We start from the raw sequence: 16,083 nt of genomic DNA on the forward strand, positions 1-16,083 counted from the left end.
CGACGGCGAGAGGAGCGCGCATGGCGACGGCCCCGGCCACCTTCGTCTGGTCGCGCGGCGCGCTCGTGGAGCAGGAGCTGCAGCCCCACACCGAGCTGCTCGTCGCCGACTCGTGGCTGGTCGAGGCCTCGGGAACGGTGCGGGCCCTCGATGCACACCGCGAACGCTTCCTCGACAGCGTGGGGCGCACGGCGGGCGACGCCGGCACGATCGCGGCGGCGACCTCGTTCTGGGGTGCGGCGATCGGCAGGCTGAAGGCGTTCCCGCAGGCGCGACTGTTCCCGCGGATCGAGCTGGCGCGTCTTCAGCACGACGACGCCCTCGAGTTGCGGCTGCGGGTGCGGCTCGCACCCCGCCCGCGCACGAGCTCGGTCGTCGTGAGCCATGCCGGAGACGACCCGCGACGGGTTCCGCGTGTCAAGGGCCCCGATCTCGAGCACCTCGTCGCGCTGCGCGGCGAGGCCCAGGAGAACGGCGCCGACGAGATCGTGCTGCTCCACGACGGTCTCGTCGTCGACGGTTCGAGCTCGGCGCTGCTGTGGTGGCGCGGCGAGACCCTCGTGGCTCCGAGCGGCGACCTGGCGAGGGTGGCGAGCGTCACGGCGCGGAGCATCCGACTCATCGCCACGGCGACGGGAACGCGGGTGGTGGAGGAGCGGGCGCGACCTGCCGATCTCGAGGGGTGCGAGCTGTGGGCGGTGAACGCGCTCCACGGCATCTCGGCGGTGGAGCAGTGGATCGACGGCCCCGCGCTCGCCGTGCGCCCCACCCGGGCGGCGACCTGGCGCAAGCGCCTCGCCGCGCTCAGCCGGCCGCTCTGAGCCACAGCCGAAGGCGCCCGCGGACGCTCGCCGGCAGGCCCCGCCCACGCATCAGCAGCCTCAGTCTCGCGGCGCCTCCAGCCGCACCGTCTTCGTGACGAGCTCGTCGTCGACCGGCGTGTGCGAGATGAGCACGACGGCCCGGTCACCCCGCCCCGCTGCCTGCAGCAGGTCGCGCACCAGCGCGTCGGCACGGTCGGGGTCGACGTTGGCCGTGGGCTCGTCGAGCACCAGCACGGGGAACTCGGCGAGCAGGGCCCTCGCCAGTGCGAGGCGCTGCGCCTGCCCGCCCGAGACCAGCGCACCCCGGTCGCCGACCCTGGCGCGGAGGCCGCCGCGGGCGCGCATCCAGTCGCCGAGCCCGACGCGATCGAGCACGGCCTCGAGCTCTCCGTCGGTGGCCGTGTCTTTCGCGAAGAGCAGGTTCTGTCTGATGTCGTCGTCGAAGAGGTAGGGCCGTTGCTCGCACAGGCCCACCACGCGCCGCACCTCGTCGGCGGGGTACTCTGCGACGTCGACTCCGTCGAGCAGGTAGTCGCCGCCGTGGTCGAGAAAGCGCACGAGCACGTGCGCGAGGGTGGTCTTGCCCGCTCCGCTGCCGCCCCGCACCAGGATGCGGTCGCCCGGCTCCACCTCGAACGACACCGGCGCGAGGGCGAGCGGCCGGCCCGCCGCGGCACCGCCCGGCGCCTCGGCCGCGGCGTCACCGCCTCCCGGCCACCGCGCCGTCACCCCGCGGAGGCTGAGCCGCACCGGGCCGCTCGGCGCACGTCGGGTCGCCCGCGGCCCGTCGACCGGGATCCCCTCCGGCACCTCATCGGGCACGACCGAGGCGATGCGGTCGGCGCTCGCCGAGACCTGTCGCCAGGCGCCTGCCGCCAGCGGCACCATCGCGACCACCTCGAACACCGCCAACGGCAGCAGCGCGACGACGGCGAGCGCCGGCCCCCCGAAGCCGCCCGTGCCGAGAGTGGGAACACCGACGACGAGCGTCAGCACCGTCACCAGCCCGGCGACCAGCACCACGAGCGCCGAGGTCGCCCCGACGCCCGCGGAACGTCGAAGCACCGCACGGGTGAGGTCACGATCGGCGTCGGCGAGCCGTTCGCGGCCCGCGGCGACGGCTCCGTAGGCGGTGAGCACGTCGAGATGGGTCAGGTGGTCGGCGAGCTCCGCCTGATAGCTACCGCGCAGGCCTGCGATCGCCCGCTCGGCCCGGCCCGAGACCAGGGCGTTCACCACTGTGCCGAGCACGAACACCGCGACGAGCGCCACGCCCAGCACGAACCCCGCGGCGGGCAGCACGATCGACATGACGACGACGCTCGCGACGGCGGTGAGTCCTGAGACGACGAGGGGTTGCACGACGCGCAGCGGCAGGTTCTGCTGCTCGTCGACGTCTCCCACCAGCCGCGCCAGCAGGTCGCCCCGGCGCGTGCCGCCCAGCCCGTCCGGCGACACCGGCACGAGCCGCTCGTACACACCGACCCTCAGCTCGGGGAGGGTCGCGAACGCAGCATCGTGACTGAACAGGCGCTCCACGTAGCGGAAGGCCGCCCGCCCGAGCGCGAACGCCCGCACCCCCACCATCGCCATCGAGAGGAAGAGGATGGGCGGCATCTCGGCCGCCCGCGTGATGAGCCAGGCCGCCGTCGCGAGCAGCCCGACCGCGCAGAGCGCGGAGAGCAGCCCGAACGCCACGCCGGGGAGGAACCTCACGAGCTTCGGCTGCGCCAGCCGCAGCACCTCGGCGCGCCTCATCGCGCACCCCTCTCGAGGCCGTCGGCGTTGCTCACGGCACGCTCCCCCATCGCGATCACCGCATCCGCTGTCGCGACGAGGTCGGGCCGGTGCGTCACCACCACCACCGCGCGCCCCTCGTCGGCGAGCGCCCGCAGCCCCGCCGCGAAGTGCGCCTCGTGCTCGGGGTCGAGGGCCGAGGTCGGCTCGTCGAACGCGACCACCGAGCAATCGAACCGCCGCGCCCGGTAGATCGCCCGCGCCGCCGAGACGCGCTGCGCCTGACCGCCCGACAGACCCCCGCCGAGCGCGTCGACGACGGTGTCGAGGGCGATCTCGGGTGCCCCGGCGAGCGCCAGAGCGGCAACGGCGAGCGGATGCTGCGGCTCGGCGTCGCCGAGCGTCACGTTCTCCAGAACGGTGCCGGGCAGTACGGCGGCGCGCTGTCCGGCCCAGGCGAGCCAGGGGCGCGGTGCGGGCTGCCCGCCGACGTCGAGCCCGTCGACGGTGATCGACCCGTCGTAGCGTGTGAAGCCGACGAGGGCCGCGAGCAGCGACGACTTGCCGCTGCCGCTCGCCCCGACCACTGCGGTGACCTGCCCGGCCCTGGCCCGCGCATCCAGCCCCTCGAGGGCGATGACCTCCCCGTACCGCACGCGCACCCCCTCGAACGCCACGCCCGCATCGAACGACCCGTCGCGATCGGCCCTCTCAGCTCCGTCAGAGGGCGTGTCGTGACGGGTCGATGTGGCGGCGGCGGCCTCGAGCAGCTCGAACACCTCGGTCGACGCTGCCACCCCGTCGGCCGCCGCGTGGAACTGCGCACCGACGTTGCGCAGGGGCAGGAACGCCTCGGGGGCGAGCAGCAGCACGAACAGGCCCACCTCGAGCCCGAGCGATCCGTCGATCAGCCTGACGCCGATCGACACGGCCACGAGCGCCACAGCGAGGCTCGCCGCGAGCTCGAGCGCGAAGCCGCTGAGGAAGGAGATGCGCAGCACCTTCATGGTCTGCCGCCGGTAGTCGTCGGTGACGGTACGGATGCGCGCCGCCTGCCGATGCTGCCGCCCGAACACCGTGAGCGTCGACAGACCGCCGACGACGTCGAGGAACGCCGTCGACAGCCGCGAGAGCTTCTCCCACTGCTTCTGCTGCACCGATCGGGTGGCGAGGCCGATGAGCACCATGAAGACGGGGATGAGCGGGAGGGTGACCGAGACGGTCAGGCCCGAGATCCAGTCCTGCCACCAGATGACCGCGAGCACCGCCGGCGTCGCGATGCCGGTGAGGATGAGCTGCGGCAGGTAGCGCGAGAAATAGGTGTCGAGCGCGTCGAGCCCCGGCCCGGCCGTCACCCCCACCGCGGTGGTGTTGCGCCCGGCAAGCCAGCCGGGGCCGAGCAGGTCGACGGCGTCGAGCACCCTCGCGCGCAACTGGCTCTTCACCGCGGCGGCACCCCGCGTGGAGTTCACCTCGGTGAGCCAGGCCGCAGCGAAGCGCAGCACCACCACCGCGGTCAGCCCCACCAGGAGCCCGCCGAGACTCGCGAGCGAGGCGCCGTCGATCGCTTTCACCACGATCTGCGTCACCAGGTAGGCGAAGGCGATGACGGACCCCGTCTGCACCACGGCGAGGAGCGCCCCGGCCGCGAAGAACGACCGGGCCGACGCCGCGTAGGTCAGGAGCCGGGGATCGAGGGGTCGCACCTGTCTAGTGTGCCTCGGCGGGGATGTGAGCTCGCGTCACGCGCTTGCGGAACACCCAGTAGGTCCAACCCTGGTAGGCCAGGATGAGCGGCAGGAAGATGAGCGCGACCCAGCTCATGATGGTGAGCGTGTACTCCGACGACGACGCGTTCGCAATGGTGAGGCTGTTCGCGGGGTCGTTGGAGGCCGGCATCACGTCGGGGAAGAGCGCGAAGAACAGGCTCAGCACCGCGAACCCGATGGTGGCGGCCATGAGGCCGAAGGCGAGCTTCTCGGCGCCGCTCCGGTTCGCGAGCACCGCCACCACGAGCGCGACCGCGGCCGCACCCGAGAGGGCGACGGATGCGATGGTGCCGTAGGCGACGGAGGTCCAGACGAGGAACGCGGCGGCGACGACCACGGTGACGATCCCGGCCCTGGTGGCGAGGGCGCGTGCCCGCTGCCTGATCTCGCCGTCGGTCTTCAGAGCCACGAACACCACGCCGTGGGTGAAGAACAGCAGCAGGGTCGTGACGCCACCAAGGAGCGCGTAGGGGTTCAGCAGGTCGAAGAAGGTGCCGATGTAGTCGTGGTTCGCGTCGAGCGGAACGCCGCGCACGATGTTCGCGAAAGCGACACCCCACAGGAAGGCGGGAACCGCAGAGCCGATCACGATCATCCGGTCGAACCGCTTCTTCCACGCCGGCTCGGGGCGCTGGTGCCGGTACTCGAACGAGACCCCGCGCAGGATGAGCGCGGCGAGGATGAGCAGGAGCGGCAGGTAGAACCCGCTGAACAGGGTGGCGTACCACTCGGGGAACGCCGCGAACAGCGAAGCGCCCGCGACGATGACCCAGGTCTCGTTGAGGTCCCAGACGGGTCCGATGGTGTTGATGAGCACCCGGCGGTCGGTGTCGTCTTTCGAGAGGAAGGGCAGTGACATGCCGACGCCGAAGTCGAAGCCGTCGAGCACGAAGTAGCCGACGAAGAGGAAGCCGACGATGCAGAACCAGAGAAGTGTGAGATCCATCATGCGCTCCTAGTAGACCGTCGCCTCGTGCTTGAGCTCGCCGGTCTCCTCGTCGACCGGCGGTGGGGCGTCGGGCCCCTTCCGGATGGCCTTCGTGATGAGTTTGAACTCGACCACCGCGAGCGAGCCGTAGAGCAGGGTGAACACGACGAGCGAGATGAGCACGTCGAGGCCGGTGATGCCGGGAGACACCGCGTCTTCGGTCTTCAGCAGGCTGAACACGATCCAGGGCTGACGGCCCATCTCGGTGAAGATCCAACCCACGATCATGGCGCCGAGCGAGAGCGGGAACGCCCAGACGGCCACGCGCCACATCCAGCGCCACTTCGGCGAACGCCCGCGGCGGGTGAGCCAGAGGCCGACGACGGCGATGAGCACGTGCAGCATGCCGAGCCCGATCATCCAGCGGAACGACCAGTAGGTGATCCAGATGGTGGGCGTGTAGTCGCCGGGGCCGTAGAGCTGCACGTACTGGGCCTGCAGGTCGTTGATGCCCTCCACCGTGCCGTCGAAGGTGTGCGTCGAGAGGAACGACAGGAGGTAGGGGATGCGGATGCTGAACAGCTCGCTCACCCCGTCGGGCGTGCCCAGGGTGAACACCGAGAACGAGGCGTCGGCGCCGGTGGAGGTGCGGTAGAGCGCCTCAGCCGCCGCCATCTTCATCGGCTGGGTCTCCACCATGGCAAGGCCGAGCTGGTCGCCGCTCAGCACCGTCAGCGCTCCGGCGATCACCATCATCCAGAGCCCGAACTTCAGTGCGGGGCGCATGGTCTCGAGGTGCTGGTTGCGGTAGAGGTGCCAGGCCGCCGCGGCGATGATGAGGCCGGCGGTCACCATGAAGCAGGCGAAGATCGTGTGCGGGAAGGCGGCCAGCGCGACCTTGTTCGTCAACAGGGCCCCGATGTCGGTGAGTTCTGCCCGGCCCTTGGCCTCGTTGATCTGGAAGCCCACCGGGTTCTGCATGAACGCGTTCGCGGCGATGATGAAGTAGGCCGACAGCACGCTGCCGACGGCGGCGGCCCAGATGGTCAGCAGGTGCACCCTTCTCGGCAGTCGATTCCAGCCGAAGATCCAGAGCCCGATGAAGGTGGCCTCGAGGAAGAAGGCGAGAAGGCCCTCGAGCGCGAGCGGTGCGCCGAAGACGTCGCCGACGAAGCGGGAGTAGTCGCTCCAGTTCATGCCGAACTGGAACTCCTGCACGATTCCTGTCACGACGCCCATCGCGAAGTTGATGAGGAAGATCTTGCCGAAGAACCTCGTGAGCTGGAGGTACTTCTCCTTGTCGGTGCGCACCCAGGCGGTCTGGAAGATCGCGACGGTGACGGCGAGCCCGATGGTGAGGGGCACGAAGAGGAAGTGGTAGATGGTCGTGAGACCGAATTGCCACCTCGAGAGGATGAGCGGATCGAGTAGTTCGTTCACGAGGGAACTCCTTGCGCGGAAGACCGGGCCACGCTGCCGTCGCAGGGGGTGCGACACCTCGATCCTACCGAGCTTGTATACAAGCAATCAAACCCATCGGGGAATCTCATGGTTGCCCGGCTAGAGTGTTCTGCATGCGATGTGGAATACAAGCATGAACGAGGCGCTGTCGTGGATCCTGGATACCGTTCAGTCGGTAGATCCGCTGGTCAGAACCCTTTTAGCGGGTGTGGCGATTCTGCTCGAGACGAGCGTGCTCATCGGCCTGATCGTTCCGGGCGACACCGTCGTCATCGTCGCCGCAACCGGTGTCGCATCCCCACTTGAATACATCTCTCTCGTCGTCGTCGTGGTGATCGGAGCGCTCTGCGGGGAGAGTCTCGGCTTCGCCATCGGGCGCTGGTTCGGGCCGAAGCTCCGAGCGAGCAGGCTGGGCCGGAGGATCGGTGAGAAGAACTGGGTGCGCGCCGAGACCTACCTCGCGAGGCGCGGCGGCATCGCAGTATTCCTGTCGCGCTTCCTCCCCGTGCTGCACTCCCTCATCCCTCTCACCGTGGGCATGAGCCCGATGCGCTACCGCCGTTTCATGGCCTGGACGGTGCCGGCCTGCATCATCTGGGCCTTCGCCTACGTCTCGGTGGGGGCCTTCGCCGCGGGCTCCTACCGCGAGCTGTCGAAAGAGCTGCACGGCGCCGGCTACATCTTCGTCGCGGTCATCGCCGCCTTCGTCGTCGCGGTCTTCGTGGTGAAGCAGCTCGTCGGCCGCGCCGAGTTACGCCACATGCAGGAGACCCCGCCTCCCGCCGCCGAGGCGGAGGAAGACGGGGTCTCGTAGGCGGAGGGGTCTAGAAGAGCGCGACCTTCGCGAGCCAGTTCTTGGCGATGTTCTCGGCCGAGTCCTGATCGTTGACGCTCTGCGAGTTGAGGTCGACGAGGTCTTCGGCGGTGAGCGCCGCGCTGACCTTGTTGATGACCTCGGTGACCTCGGGGGTCGCCGCATCGGTGTTGATGAGCGGCACCACGTTCGAGGCGAGGAAGAGGCCCTTCGGGTCTTCCAGCGTCACAAGGCCTGAGGTCTTGATGTTCGGGTCAGCCGAGTAGATGTTCACCATCTGCACCGTGTTGTCCTTCAGCGCCTGGATGGTGAGCGGGCCGCCCGAGTCTTCGATGGGGGTGAAGCCGACGGTCACACCGTACGTCGACTGGAGGCCCTCGGGGCCGTAGGGGCGCGTCTGCAGCTCGGAGTTCCCGCCGAGGGTGATGGGCGTCGTGACCTTCGAGAGGTCTTCGAGGCTCGTCACGCCGTTGGCTTCCGAGAACTCCTTGGTGACGTTGTAGGAGTCCTGGTCGGAGGCGGGCGACTGGTCGAGCACCTCTAGGCCCGAGGGCAGCGCACCGGCGAGGGCGGCGTAGACGTCGTCGCTCGTCTTGGCGGTGGTCTCGGGGTCGTAGTACTGCAGCAGGTTGCCGCTGTACTCGGGGAACAGCTGCACCTCGCCGCTCTCCAGCGCCGGCAGGTAGGCGTCGCGTTGCCCGATGTTGAACTGGCGCGTCACCTCGATGTCGTTGGCCTCAAGGGCCTGGGCGTAGATCTCGGCGATGATCTCGTTCGAGTAGTACGCCTGCGAACCGATGACGATGGGGCCGGACGCTGCGTCGCTCGAGCCTGCGCCCGATGTGGACGTGGTGCCCAGCGGATCGCTCGACGCACACCCTGCCAGCGCCACCACAGCGCTGACCGCGACTAGCCCTGCGACGAGCCGGCCTTTCTTGATTGCTGTGAACATGTGATTCATTTCCCTTCTCGGATGGGATTCCCCATCACCGCACGCGGTCGGGGCGACCGTGCGCGGACTTCTCTCTGCTCCGTCGCGGCGACGCCGCGTGGAACCACCAGCCTCTGGATGAGCACGAATATTCCCTCGAGCACCAGCGCGAGCGCCGTGACGAGGATCGATGCGGCCAGGGCCAGCGGGTAGTTCTTGGTGGCAAAGGCCTGGAAGATGAAGGCGCCGAGCGCACCGCCCGACACGTAGGCCGCGAGCGTCGCCGTGGCCACCACCTGCAGCACCGCCGAGCGGATGCCGCCGATCAGCAGCGGGAGACCCAGCGGGATCTCCACCCGCGTCACGACCTGCCACTCGGTCATGCCCATCGCCCGTGCGGCGTCGATGGTCTTGCGGTCGACCGCCTCGAACCCCGCGTAGGCGCCCGCCAGGATGGGCGGGATCGCGATGATGACGAAGGTGAGCAGGGGTGCGCGGAAACCGATGCCGAGCCCGAGGGCGAGCAGGATGATGACGCCGAGGCTCGGCAGCGCCCTGAACCCGCCCGACAGCGACACCGCGACGTCTCGGCCTCGGCCGGTGTGGCCCACGAGGTAGCCGAACGGCACCGCGATGACCGCCGCGATGGCGACCGCCCCGAAGGTGTAGGCGAGCTGCTCGACGAGCCGGGCCACCCACCCGGTCGGGCCGGTCATGTTCGCGGGGTCGAGGATCCAGGCGATCGCCTCGCCGAAGAGGTTCACGAGCCCGCCCCCGTCAGCACGGCGGAGCGGCTGTCGGTGAGCCGTTCGGCCCTCGACTTCTTCAGCCGGTCGCGCCGGTTCCAGGGCAGCACCGCACGGCCGAGCAGCACGAGCGCCAGGTCGAACACGACGGCGATGACGAGCACCGCGACGATACCGGTGGCCACCTCGGCGGGGATGGTGCGCTGCAGACCGTTGAGGAAGAGATAACCGAGGCTCGTGACGCCGATCACCGAGCCGATGGTGGCGAGGCTCACCGTGCTCGCCGACACCACCCGCAGGCCTGCCAGGAGCACGGGCCCGGCGAGCGGCAGCTCCACCCGCCAGAACCGCTGCCAGGGCGAGTAGCCCATCGCCGAGGCGGCCTGCAGCACGTCGGCGTCGACCGACCCGAGACCCTCGGCCGCCGACCGCACCATGAGCGCCACCGCGTAGATCGTCAGCGCCACCACCACGTTGGCCGACGACAGCTGCGGGGTGCCGAGGATGAGCGGCATGAAGATGAACAGCGGCAGCGACGGGATCGTGTAGAGCAGCCCGAGCACGACGAGGATCGTGCCCCGCGACCAGCGGTACCGGTTCGCGAGCCAACCCAGGGGGATGGAGATCACGAAGCCGAGGATGATCGGCGGGATGCACAGGCCGACATGGGTGAGGATGAGTTCCCACACCAGCCCGAGGTTCGACTCGAGCCACTTCACGGCTGGAGCACTCCCGTGGGGGTGCCGAACTCGTCGACGACGACGTCGCGGCCGTCGATGCGCTCGATGCGCAGCATCCGCTTGCCCTTGTCGGCCCCGACGAAGCTGGCGACGAAGTCGTTCGCGGGCGCGGCGAGGATCTCGGCCGGTGTGCCCACCTGCTCGATGTGCCCGCCCTTGGTGAGGATGACGACCTGGTGGCCGAGCAGGAACGCCTCGTCGATGTCGTGGGTGACGAACACCACCGTCTTGCCCAGATCGTTCTGCAGCCGCAGAGTCTCCTGCTGCAGCTCGGCCCGCACGATGGGGTCGACGGCGCCGAAGGGCTCGTCCATGAGCAGGATGTTCGGGTCGGCTGCGAGTCCCCTCGCCACCCCCACCCGCTGCTGCTGACCACCCGAGAGCTGGCGCGGGTACTTCGTGGCGAGAGAGCGGTCGAGGCCCACGGTGTCGAGGAGCTCCAGCGCGCGCTCCCGCGCCTGCTTCTTCGCCACCCCGTTCAGGATGGGCACGGTCGCCACGTTGTCGATGACCTTGCGGTGCGGCAGCAGGCCGGAGTTCTGCATCACGTAGCCGATGCGGCGGCGCAGCTTCACCGGCGCGAGGCTCGCGGTGTCGTCGCCGTCGATGAGGATGCTGCCGGAGCTCGGGTCGATCATGCGGTTGATCATGCGCAGCAGCGTCGTCTTGCCGCAGCCCGAGGAGCCCACGAACACCGTGGTCTTGCGGGGCGGGATGACGAGATCGAAGCCGTCGACGGCGACCGTGCCGTCGGGGAAGCGCTTGGTCACCGAGCGGAACTCGATCATCACGGTCCAATCATCGGTGGACCGCGGACTGCGACCCTCTGAACCAGCCAAACATCGTTCGGCGCAAACGCAAAGCCCCGGAGTCAGAGATCGTCACATTGTTGCCCAGCTGTTGCCGACCCGACGGTGGTACGCCCGTGGGCGGGAGATCAGGAGGCGGCGCCCGCCAGGTAGGCCGAGACCACGGCGCGGCAGGTCTCGATCGCCGCCTGGTCGCCCGCGGGATCGATGATGAAGGCACGCACGAGGAGCGCGTCGGCGATGGTGAGCGCCACGTCGAGGGCTGCGGACAGCCCGCCGCCGTCGGTGAGGCCGAGCTCGGCCACGAGCACGGCGGCGAGAGGCCCGGCGGTGCGCGCGGCGATGGCGGAACCGCCGTCGACCTCGGGCAGCGCCACCTGGTCGCTCAGCCTGATGGAGGTGTACCCCGGCTCGGAGCGGTGCAGCTCGACCGCGGCATCGATGAGGGCGCCGAACGCGGCGTCGAGGGTGGTGGGCTGCAGGGTCTCGAGGCGCTCCACCCCGCTGCGGATGAAGCGCTCATAGCCCCGGCGGCTCATGGCAGCGAGCACGGCGATGCGATCGGGGAAGTAGCGGTACACGGTGCCGATCGAGGCACCAGCCCGCTCGGCCACCATCGCCGTGGTGAGACGTTCGATGCCGACCTCCGCCACGACCGCCGACGCCGCGTCGAGCAGCGCCTCGATGCGTTCGCTGCTGCGCGCTTGGACCGGCTCGTTGCGAACCCCTCCGGTCGACGTGAGCGCACCGCTGATCAGGTCGTTGAATGCCACCGAACCCGTCCCTTCCCGAAGTTCCGACACCTGAGTCTAGATCGTCGTCTCATGAGGATGCATCAATCCGGCTCCTCCCGCGCGGCGGCCACCCATGACAGACTGGACCGGATGCGTTCTCATCCCGTGGCCCTCCCCCGACTTCATCGAGCTGCCCGGATCGACGACGCCATCCACGAGTTCCGGGAGAAGTGGGCGCGCAAGCGCGGCCACCTGCCCACCGTCATCCCCTACGCGGGCTACGGATCGGTCACCCGGGTACGTGTGCTCGGGCGGGTCCTTCTCGCGAAACCGCCGAAACCGGGATCGCGGCGCTCCCTCCCCTGGCGCCGCAAGGAGGAGCGGGTGCGCGGCTGGCGCAGCTTCACCAGCGTGCCGGTGGGCTCGGTCGACGTCACCATCGAAATCGAGGGCATCGTGCGCACGGTGCAGGCCGATCGCGGCGGCGTCGTCGACACCACCGTGGAGGTGGAGCTCGAGCCGGGCTGGCACACCATCACGATGCACACGGAGGGCTCCGACACGGTGGAGGCGCCGGTGAACATCGTGGCTCCCGACACCGATTTCGGCATCGTCTGCGACATCGACGACACCGTCATGGTCACCGCGCTCCCCCGCCCCTTCCTGGCCTTCTGGAACACCTTCGTGCTCAACGAGCACGCACGGACGCCGACGCCCGGCATGGCGGTGTTCCTCGAACGCCTCACCTCGGCGCACCCCGGCGCACCGGTCATCTACCTCTCGACGGGCGCCTGGAACGTCGCCCCCACCCTCACCCGCTTCCTCTCCCGCAACCTCTACCCGCGCGGTCCGCTGCTGCTCACCGACTGGGGCCCCACCCCCGACCGCTTCTTCCGCAGCGGGCCCGAGCACAAGCGGTCGAACCTCAAGAGCCTCGCCGAACAGTTCCCCGACATCCGCTGGGTGCTCATCGGCGACGACGGGCAGCACGACGAGTCGATCTACGGGGCGTTCGCGCGCGAGAACCCCGGCAGTGTCGAGGCGATCGCCATCCGTCAGCTCTCCCCGAGTGAGGCGGTGCTCGCGGGCGGCCGCTCGAAGAGCGCGCACCCGGGCGATGCCACCCGCTGGGTGTACGCGCCCGACGGCGCGGGTCTCGCCGCGCAGCTGCTGTAGCCGCTCCGTCTGATCAGCTGCCCGAGTGCGCCTCGAGGAACTGGTACACCTCGTTCTCGTCCACCCCGGGGAACTTGCCCGAGGGCAGGGGCGACAGGATGTGGGCGTGCAGTTTGGCGCTCGGCCACGCGTTGTCCGACCAGCGCTCGGCAAGCTCGGATGCCGGCTTGCGGCAGCACGACTCGTCAGGGCAGCGGGAGAGTTGCCGCTTGCCGGTGTCGCGGCCTCGGAACCACTTCGCGTCGGCGAAGGGCACGCCGAACGAGATGGAGAACGAGCCGGCGTCGGTCTTGCCGGTCTGCGTGGCGCACCAGAAGGTGCCGGCGGGGGTGTCGGTGTACTGATAGAACTCCGTCGTGCGGTTGGTGCGGGCGAGCGCACCGCGCGCTGCCCAGTTGCGGCACACCAGTTGCCCCTCGACGGCCCCCGTCACGTCGACGGGGAGCGGGAGCCCGTCGTTCTCGTACGCCTTGTAGATGGCGCCGTCCTCCCCCACCCGCAGGAAGTGCACACCCATGTCGAGATGTGCGGTCGAGAGGTTGGTCATACGCAGGGCGGCGGCCTCGTGGGTGACGCCGAACGCGTCGCGGTAGTCCTCCACCGACAGGTCGCGGCGCTGCTTCGCCGCACTGAGGAAGGCGACGGATGCGGTCTCGGGCATGAGGCACGCTGCAGCGAAGTAGTTGATCTCGAGCCGCTGCTGCAGGAACTCGGCGTAGCTCGCCGGAGGAGTGTGCCCGAGAACCCGGTGGGCGACCGCCTGCAGGGCCATCGAGCGGAGGCCGTGACCGCCGGGGATCGATGCCGGCGGCAGGTAGATGCGCCCGTTGGCCAGGTCGGTGACCGAGCGTGCGGAGTGCGGCAGGTTGTCGACGTAGATCAGGGTGAAGCCGAGCTTCTCGGCCAGGAGCGACACGCTGCGGTGGGTCAGCGCACCGGTGGTGTGCCCCACCGAGGCCATCGTCTCCTCGGCGAGCTTCTCGAGATCGGGGAGGTAGTTGTTGCGAGCCCGCATCGCCATGCGGTTCTCGGTGTTGGCGCGGCGCGCCTCCTCGGGGGTGGCGATCGACTCGCGTGCGCGCCTGGTGAGTTCGCGGTGCAGCCCCACCAGCGACTCGAGGGTCTCGAGCGGCAGGTTGCGGCTGGCCGGCACGACGGGGAGCCCGAGCGAGGCGTAGAGCGGGCCGGCCTGCGCCTTGGCGAGCTCGATCTGGAGGGCGGTGCGCGCATCCGGAGCCTCGGGGCTCAGCAGATCGGGAACGGCGACACCCAGCTCGGTCGAGAGCGCCTGCAGCAGCGACAGCTTCGGCTCGCGCCGGCCGTTCTCGATCAGGGAGAGCTGACTGCCCACCACACCGACGCGCGCCCCGAGCTGGTCGAGCGTGAACCCGCGCTCCTTGCGGTGGTGCCGGATGCGTCGTCCGAGCGTGATGAGGTCGGTCGAGTCCGCCATCTTCGCCTCCTGTAAAAATCGGCCGATCTTTCCGAGAGAATAGCCGAATACCGCTCTCCGTGCTCGTCATAGTGGAAATACCGCAGCCACCTTGACGAAGAAGCAGGTCACACGATGAGCATTCTGGAAACCCCCTCCATGGTCGGCGTCGACGGCCCCAGCAAGAACGCCGACGTCAACGAATGGGTGCGCGACATCGCCGCCCTCACCAAGCCCGACTCGATCGTGTGGTGCGACGGATCGACGAGGGAGTGGGACGAGCTCACCAAGATGATGGTGACGCAGGGCACCCTCATCCGCCTCAACCCGGAGTGGCGCCCGAACAGCTTCCTCGCCCGCAGCGACCCTGCCGACGTGGCGCGCGTCGAGGACCGCACCTTCATCTGCTCCGAGAAGGAGGAGGACGCCGGCCCGACGAACCACTGGCGTGACCCCTTCGAGATGCGCGAGGAGCTCACCACGCTGTTCGCCGGCAGCATGCGCGGCCGCACCATGTACGTCGTGCCGTTCTCCATGGGCCCCCTCGGCGGCCCCATCTCGCAGCTCGGCGTGCAGGTGACCGACTCCCCCTACGTCGTGGTGAGCATGCAGCTCATGACCCGCATGGGTGAGGCCGCGCTCGACCTCATCGAGCCCGAGACCCCCTGGGTGCCCGCGCTGCACTCGGTGGGCATGCCCCTCGTCGACGCCGCCGGCGCCCGCATCCCCGACGTCGCCTGGCCGCACAACCCGTCGAAGTACATCAGCCACTTCCCCGAGACGCGTGAGATCTGGTCGTTCGGCTCGGGCTACGGCGGCAACGCGCTGCTCGGCAAGAAGTGCTTCGCCCTGCGCATCGCCTCGGTCATGGCCCGTGACGAGGGCTGGCTCGCCGAGCACATGCTCATCATCAAGATCACCTCGCCGGCGGGCAAGGTCTACCACGTCGCCGCCGCGTTCCCCTCGGCCTGCGGCAAGACCAACCTCGCCATGCTGAACCCCAGCATCCCGGGCTGGAAGGTCGAGACCATCGGTGACGACATCGCCTGGATGCGCCCCGGCCCCGACGGCAAGCTGCGCGCCATCAACCCCGAGCGAGGATTCTTCGGTGTCGCCCCCGGCACCGGCATCACCACGAACCCGACGGCTGTCGACACCGTGTGGGGCAACTCGATCTTCACCAACGTCGCCCTGCGCGACGACGGCGACATCTGGTGGGAGGGCCTCACCCCGAAGGCGCCCGGCCACCTCATCGACTGGCAGGGCAACGACTGGACCCCCTCGTCGGCCACCCCGGCTGCGCACCCGAACTCGCGGTTCACCGTGACCGCCGACCAGTGCCCGTCGATCGCCTCCGAGTGGGACTCCCCCGAGGGCGTCGTCATCGACGCCATCCTGTTCGGCGGCCGCCGGCCCTCGACGGTGCCGCTGGTGTCGCAGGCCCGCGACTGGTCGCACGGCGTGTTCATGGGGGCGACGATGGCCTCCGAGACCACAGCGGCCGCCGAGGGCGCCGTCGGCCGCCTTCGTCACGACCCCTTCGCGATGTTGCCGTTCTGCGGCTACAACATCACCGACTACTTCGGCCACTGGCTGACCATCGGCGAGAAGCTCGGCGCGGATGCTCCCCCCATCTTCTCGGTGAACTGGTTCAGGAAGGACGAGAACGGGAAGTTCCTCTGGCCCGGGTTCTCGGAGAACTCGCGGGTGATCGAGTGGATCGTGCGCCGCATCGAAGGCGAGGTGGAGGTCGTCGACACCCCCGTCGGCAAGCTCCCGAAGGTGCGCGACTTCAACGTCGACGGCCTCGAGCTCGGCTACGAGGACCTCCAGTCCATCCTCTCCGTCGACCGCGCCGCGTGGAGCCGAGAGGCCGACGAGATCGAGCACTACTTCGAGGAGCTCGGCAGCGACCGCATCCCCGACCAGCTGCACCGCGAGCTGTCGACGCTTCGCGCCAACGTGAGGTAGGTATGGTCTGA

Annotated in this window: 14 protein-coding genes; 4 read left to right on the forward strand and 10 right to left on the reverse strand. The window is 69.4% G+C overall.

The window, feature by feature from the left end:
* Nucleotides 1-20: 20 nt before the first annotated feature.
* Entirely contained in the window at nucleotides 21-821 is an 801-nt protein-coding gene (locus tag ABFY20_RS13160; RefSeq protein WP_368496691.1) for an aminotransferase class IV, read from the forward strand.
* Nucleotides 822-881: 60 nt separating this feature from the next.
* Here the strand turns inward: ABFY20_RS13160 and cydC are convergent, their stop codons facing one another.
* The 4 genes from cydC to ABFY20_RS13180 are packed head-to-tail and all read right to left on the reverse strand — an operon-like array spanning nucleotide 882 to nucleotide 6,698.
* Nucleotides 882-2,582 carry a thiol reductant ABC exporter subunit CydC gene (gene cydC / locus ABFY20_RS13165; RefSeq protein WP_368496692.1) on the reverse strand — a complete coding sequence of 567 codons (1,701 nt, stop codon included), beginning with the start codon at nucleotides 2,580-2,582 and terminating at the stop codon, nucleotides 882-884.
* Complete coding sequence (cydD, locus tag ABFY20_RS13170) at nucleotides 2,579-4,267, reverse strand: thiol reductant ABC exporter subunit CydD (protein ID WP_368496693.1); 1,689 nt, start codon at nucleotides 4,265-4,267, stop codon at nucleotides 2,579-2,581. Before cydD ends, cydC begins: the two co-directional genes overlap by 4 nt.
* Nucleotides 4,268-4,271: 4 nt before the next feature.
* Nucleotides 4,272-5,276, reverse strand: a complete 1,005-nt coding sequence (gene cydB, locus ABFY20_RS13175; RefSeq protein WP_368496694.1) for a cytochrome d ubiquinol oxidase subunit II — start codon at nucleotides 5,274-5,276, stop codon at nucleotides 4,272-4,274.
* A 9-nt stretch (nucleotides 5,277-5,285) separates the two neighbouring features.
* Complete coding sequence (locus ABFY20_RS13180) at nucleotides 5,286-6,698, reverse strand: cytochrome ubiquinol oxidase subunit I (RefSeq protein WP_368496695.1); 1,413 nt, start codon at nucleotides 6,696-6,698, stop codon at nucleotides 5,286-5,288.
* 154 nt (nucleotides 6,699-6,852) lie between these two features.
* Between ABFY20_RS13180 and ABFY20_RS13185 the strand changes: the two genes are divergently transcribed.
* Nucleotides 6,853-7,533 carry a DedA family protein gene (locus ABFY20_RS13185; protein ID WP_368496696.1) on the forward strand — a complete coding sequence of 227 codons (681 nt, stop codon included), beginning with the start codon at nucleotides 6,853-6,855 and terminating at the stop codon, nucleotides 7,531-7,533.
* A 10-nt stretch (nucleotides 7,534-7,543) separates the two neighbouring features.
* Here ABFY20_RS13185 and ABFY20_RS13190 read toward each other — a convergent pair whose 3' ends face one another.
* The 5 genes from ABFY20_RS13190 to ABFY20_RS13210 form a co-directional block, all read right to left on the reverse strand.
* The gene (locus tag ABFY20_RS13190; protein WP_368496697.1) at nucleotides 7,544-8,485 is read right to left on the reverse strand and encodes an ABC transporter substrate-binding protein; all 942 of its coding nucleotides are present in this window, start codon (nucleotides 8,483-8,485) and stop codon (nucleotides 7,544-7,546) included.
* Nucleotides 8,486-8,490: 5 nt separating this feature from the next.
* Nucleotides 8,491-9,228: an ABC transporter permease gene (locus tag ABFY20_RS13195; protein ID WP_368496698.1), complete on the reverse strand. Its 738-nt coding sequence runs from the start codon at nucleotides 9,226-9,228 to the stop codon at nucleotides 8,491-8,493.
* Nucleotides 9,225-9,929: an ABC transporter permease gene (locus ABFY20_RS13200; RefSeq protein WP_368496699.1), complete on the reverse strand. Its 705-nt coding sequence runs from the start codon at nucleotides 9,927-9,929 to the stop codon at nucleotides 9,225-9,227. Before ABFY20_RS13200 ends, ABFY20_RS13195 begins: the two co-directional genes overlap by 4 nt.
* Nucleotides 9,926-10,738 (reverse strand): ABC transporter ATP-binding protein, encoded by an 813-nt coding sequence (locus ABFY20_RS13205; protein WP_368499787.1) that lies wholly within the window; start codon nucleotides 10,736-10,738, stop codon nucleotides 9,926-9,928. Before ABFY20_RS13205 ends, ABFY20_RS13200 begins: the two co-directional genes overlap by 4 nt.
* 149 nt (nucleotides 10,739-10,887) lie before the next feature.
* On the reverse strand, nucleotides 10,888-11,532 hold the full coding sequence (locus tag ABFY20_RS13210) for a TetR/AcrR family transcriptional regulator (protein ID WP_368496700.1): 645 nt from the start codon (nucleotides 11,530-11,532) through the stop codon (nucleotides 10,888-10,890).
* Between the two features lie 111 nt (nucleotides 11,533-11,643).
* Between ABFY20_RS13210 and ABFY20_RS13215 the strand changes: the two genes are divergently transcribed.
* A complete protein-coding gene (locus ABFY20_RS13215) occupies nucleotides 11,644-12,669 on the forward strand; it encodes an App1 family protein (protein ID WP_368496701.1) in 1,026 nt (341 codons plus the stop codon).
* Between the two features lie 13 nt (nucleotides 12,670-12,682).
* Here the strand turns inward: ABFY20_RS13215 and ABFY20_RS13220 are convergent, their stop codons facing one another.
* Nucleotides 12,683-14,122, reverse strand: a complete 1,440-nt coding sequence (locus tag ABFY20_RS13220; RefSeq protein ID WP_368496702.1) for a helix-turn-helix domain-containing protein — start codon at nucleotides 14,120-14,122, stop codon at nucleotides 12,683-12,685.
* A gap of 114 nt (nucleotides 14,123-14,236) precedes the next feature.
* Between ABFY20_RS13220 and ABFY20_RS13225 the strand changes: the two genes are divergently transcribed.
* The gene (locus ABFY20_RS13225; protein ID WP_368496703.1) at nucleotides 14,237-16,072 is read left to right on the forward strand and encodes a phosphoenolpyruvate carboxykinase (GTP); all 1,836 of its coding nucleotides are present in this window, start codon (nucleotides 14,237-14,239) and stop codon (nucleotides 16,070-16,072) included.
* Nucleotides 16,073-16,083: the final 11 nt, after the last annotated feature.

The sequence above is a fragment of the Herbiconiux sp. A18JL235 genome (genome assembly GCF_040939305.1).
GTDB lineage: Bacteria > Actinomycetota > Actinomycetes > Actinomycetales > Microbacteriaceae > Herbiconiux.

Bases quoted from the DNA above. Each gene is read 5' to 3' on its own strand.
- ABFY20_RS13160 (WP_368496691.1), top strand. From the start codon at position 21: ATGGCGACGGCCCCGGCCACCTTCGTCTGGTCGCGCGGCGCGCTCGTG.
- cydC (WP_368496692.1), bottom strand. From the start codon at position 2,582: ATGAGGCGCGCCGAGGTGCTGCGGCTGGCGCAGCCGAAGCTCGTGAGG.
- cydB (WP_368496694.1), bottom strand. From the start codon at position 5,276: ATGGATCTCACACTTCTCTGGTTCTGCATCGTCGGCTTCCTCTTCGTC.
- ABFY20_RS13185 (WP_368496696.1), top strand. From the start codon at position 6,853: ATGAACGAGGCGCTGTCGTGGATCCTGGATACCGTTCAGTCGGTAGAT.
- ABFY20_RS13190 (WP_368496697.1), bottom strand. From the start codon at position 8,485: ATGTTCACAGCAATCAAGAAAGGCCGGCTCGTCGCAGGGCTAGTCGCG.
- ABFY20_RS13205 (WP_368499787.1), bottom strand. From the start codon at position 10,738: ATGATCGAGTTCCGCTCGGTGACCAAGCGCTTCCCCGACGGCACGGTC.
- ABFY20_RS13215 (WP_368496701.1), top strand. From the start codon at position 11,644: ATGCGTTCTCATCCCGTGGCCCTCCCCCGACTTCATCGAGCTGCCCGG.
- ABFY20_RS13220 (WP_368496702.1), bottom strand. From the start codon at position 14,122: ATGGCGGACTCGACCGACCTCATCACGCTCGGACGACGCATCCGGCAC.
- ABFY20_RS13225 (WP_368496703.1), top strand. From the start codon at position 14,237: ATGAGCATTCTGGAAACCCCCTCCATGGTCGGCGTCGACGGCCCCAGC.